General features: G+C 65.2%; 3 protein-coding genes. 2 read left to right on the forward strand and 1 reads right to left on the reverse strand.

From position 1 onward, the window contains the following. Nucleotides 1–150: 150 nt before the first annotated feature. Nucleotides 151–849, reverse strand: a complete 699-nt coding sequence (locus AB0N07_RS27270) for a recombinase family protein (protein ID WP_365839388.1) — start codon at nt 847–849, stop codon at nt 151–153. 122 nt (nt 850–971) lie between these two features. Here AB0N07_RS27270 and AB0N07_RS27275 point away from each other — a divergent pair, with 122 nt between their 5' ends. Next, nucleotides 972–1685, forward strand: a complete 714-nt coding sequence (locus tag AB0N07_RS27275) for a hypothetical protein (RefSeq protein WP_365839390.1) — start codon at nt 972–974, stop codon at nt 1683–1685. Further along, on the forward strand, nt 1682–2122 hold the full coding sequence (locus AB0N07_RS27280; protein WP_365839392.1) for a Pycsar system effector family protein: 441 nt from the start codon (nt 1682–1684) through the stop codon (nt 2120–2122). The genes AB0N07_RS27275 and AB0N07_RS27280 overlap by 4 nt, the downstream gene beginning before the upstream one ends. The last annotated feature ends 97 nt before the right edge of the window (nt 2123–2219 follow it).

Raw genomic sequence — 2219 nt, forward strand, 5'->3', positions numbered from 1 at the left:
CAACCCCTGTTTGGGGGGGTCCTGTGCGGCCGGCGGGCCGCTCCGGGGGGGGGCGGGGGGGCGGGCCCGCCCCCCCCGCCCCCCCACGACGAGCACGCTGGCGGATTTCCGACGTCGCGTTCGCCGATACATGTGCCATCCGAGGCCGGTTCACGTCCTGGTGGTCTCGTCGTGTTCGCACAGCATGCGCATGACGGTGGCGGGTGAGGGGTGCTGGCCCTTCTTCGCACCGAGGGTGATGACGAGGCGTTTGGCAATGTCGCGCAGGCTCATCTCCTGCTCGCGCAGGTGGAGAGCCATGGACAGCATCGACTCGTCGGTAACGCCCGAGCCACCGATCGTCTTGCCGCGCTTGCGGGCGGACTCGTGGCCCTCCAGGGTGCGGTCGCGGATGTACTCGCGCTCCATGCCCGACATCGCGGCCAGCACCGTGAACACGATCCCGGACGGGTCATGCGAGCCCTTGAGTTCGCCTGTGAGGAACTCCAGCCCGACATCGCTCGCCTTCAGCTCTTCGGCGAGCATGGCGAGTTCGATGCCTCGGCCGAGCCGCTTGTGCTCGTGGACAACGAGGGTGACGGCGACGCCGGAGGAACGGATCTCTCCGGCGAGCTTGACGGCGGCCTCCAACTCGGGGCGCCGGGTGGCGCGGGTGGAGATCTTCTCCGCGAAGATGCGCGTCACTCCGGCCTCGGCGAGGGAGTCGAGCTGCGCGTCCAGGGACTGCCGTGCGGTCGAGGTACGGGCGTATCCGAGGCGGACGTGCCCGGCCGGTTCGGCGCCGACGCTGGCCGACCGTGGTAGCTCGGTCCACACCGCCCCCGGCTTCCGTACGGCCGGAGTCGGCACGTTACCGCAGGGCGCGGGCGACGGCCGAGGTGGTGGAGGGGCGAACGTTCGGTCTGAGCCGATTGTCAGACCTTGTTGCTAGCGTGGTGTTCCTCTAGCAACACGAAGAAACGGAGCCTTTGATGGGGCTTGCCGATGACATCAGCGCTGCTGTCACGGATGTGGTGTGCTCTGACTGGGACGTGCGCACCGGCACAGTCGTCCCAGGAACAGACGACGTCAAACTGAAGAACGGCGCTGTCGAACTTGACGCCGTCTACCTCTATGCCGACCTGGCCGATTCCACCGGTCTCGCCCGCGACTTCACCAAGAAGACAGCCGCGAAGGTCATCCGCGCCTACCTCGACGCGACCTGCCGGGTCATCCGCGCGCGCGGCGGCGAGATCCGCAGCTTTGACGGTGACCGGGTCATGGCCATCTTCGTCGGAGACTCCAAAAACTCGAACGCAGCGAAGTGCGGTCTCCAGATCCACTACGTGGTCAACGAGATCGTCCGCCCCAAGGTCGAAGCAAACCTCCCCGCGATCAAGAACAAGGGGTTCGTGGTCAAGCACTGCGTCGGCATCGACGCCGGCAAGGCGTTGGTCGTCCGCGGCGGAGTCCGCGGCCACAACGACCTCGTCTCGATTGGCCGTTCCCCAAACGTGGCCGCGAAGCTGAGCGACGAGCGCTCCTTCTACCGGACCTACATCACCAAGGCGGTCTTCGACCGGTTGAACGACGAGTCCAAATACGGCGGCGAAGACCAAGAAGTGATGTGGGACGGGCCCGCCACCCTCAAAGTGGGCGGCGAGAACATGTCCATCTACCGGTCAACCTGGCACTGGAAGCCATGACTTCGACCCCAGAGTCCCGCGAAACCGCCTGGCGGATCCACACCGCAATCGGGGAGTGGACCGCCAGAGTGGACGCCAAGGCATCCTTCGCACTCACCCTGGAATCTGCAGCACTCGCCGGGATCGTCGCACTCTCCGACAAAGATCACCTCTTCGGAAACCTCAAGGGCTACGGAGCGCGCTCACTGCTATGGATCGGCGCCCTGTTGATCCTTGCCGGCGCTGTGCTCGCGATCCTGGTTGTCGTTCCCCGACTCCGGAAATCAAAGGTTGAACCAGAAGCCGGGCAGAACTTCGTCTACTTCGGCCACCTCCAGTTCTGGGATGCCTCCACCCTGGAGCAGGCGCTGCAACAAGAGGACGTACTCCCCGTCTTGGCCCGCCAACTTGTTGTCACCAGTCGAATCGCCTGGCAGAAGCATCGCTTCGTCCAGTGAGTGACTCCGTCGGGAATCTTGAGGACGGGCAGTAAACGATCGTGACGTTGCGTCAGGCTCGTTGGAACGTTCCGCCCATGTTTCGCAGGAGCCCGAC

Origin of the sequence: Streptomyces sp. NPDC051172, from assembly GCF_040682555.1 — a bacterium.
GTDB lineage: Bacteria > Actinomycetota > Actinomycetes > Streptomycetales > Streptomycetaceae > Streptomyces.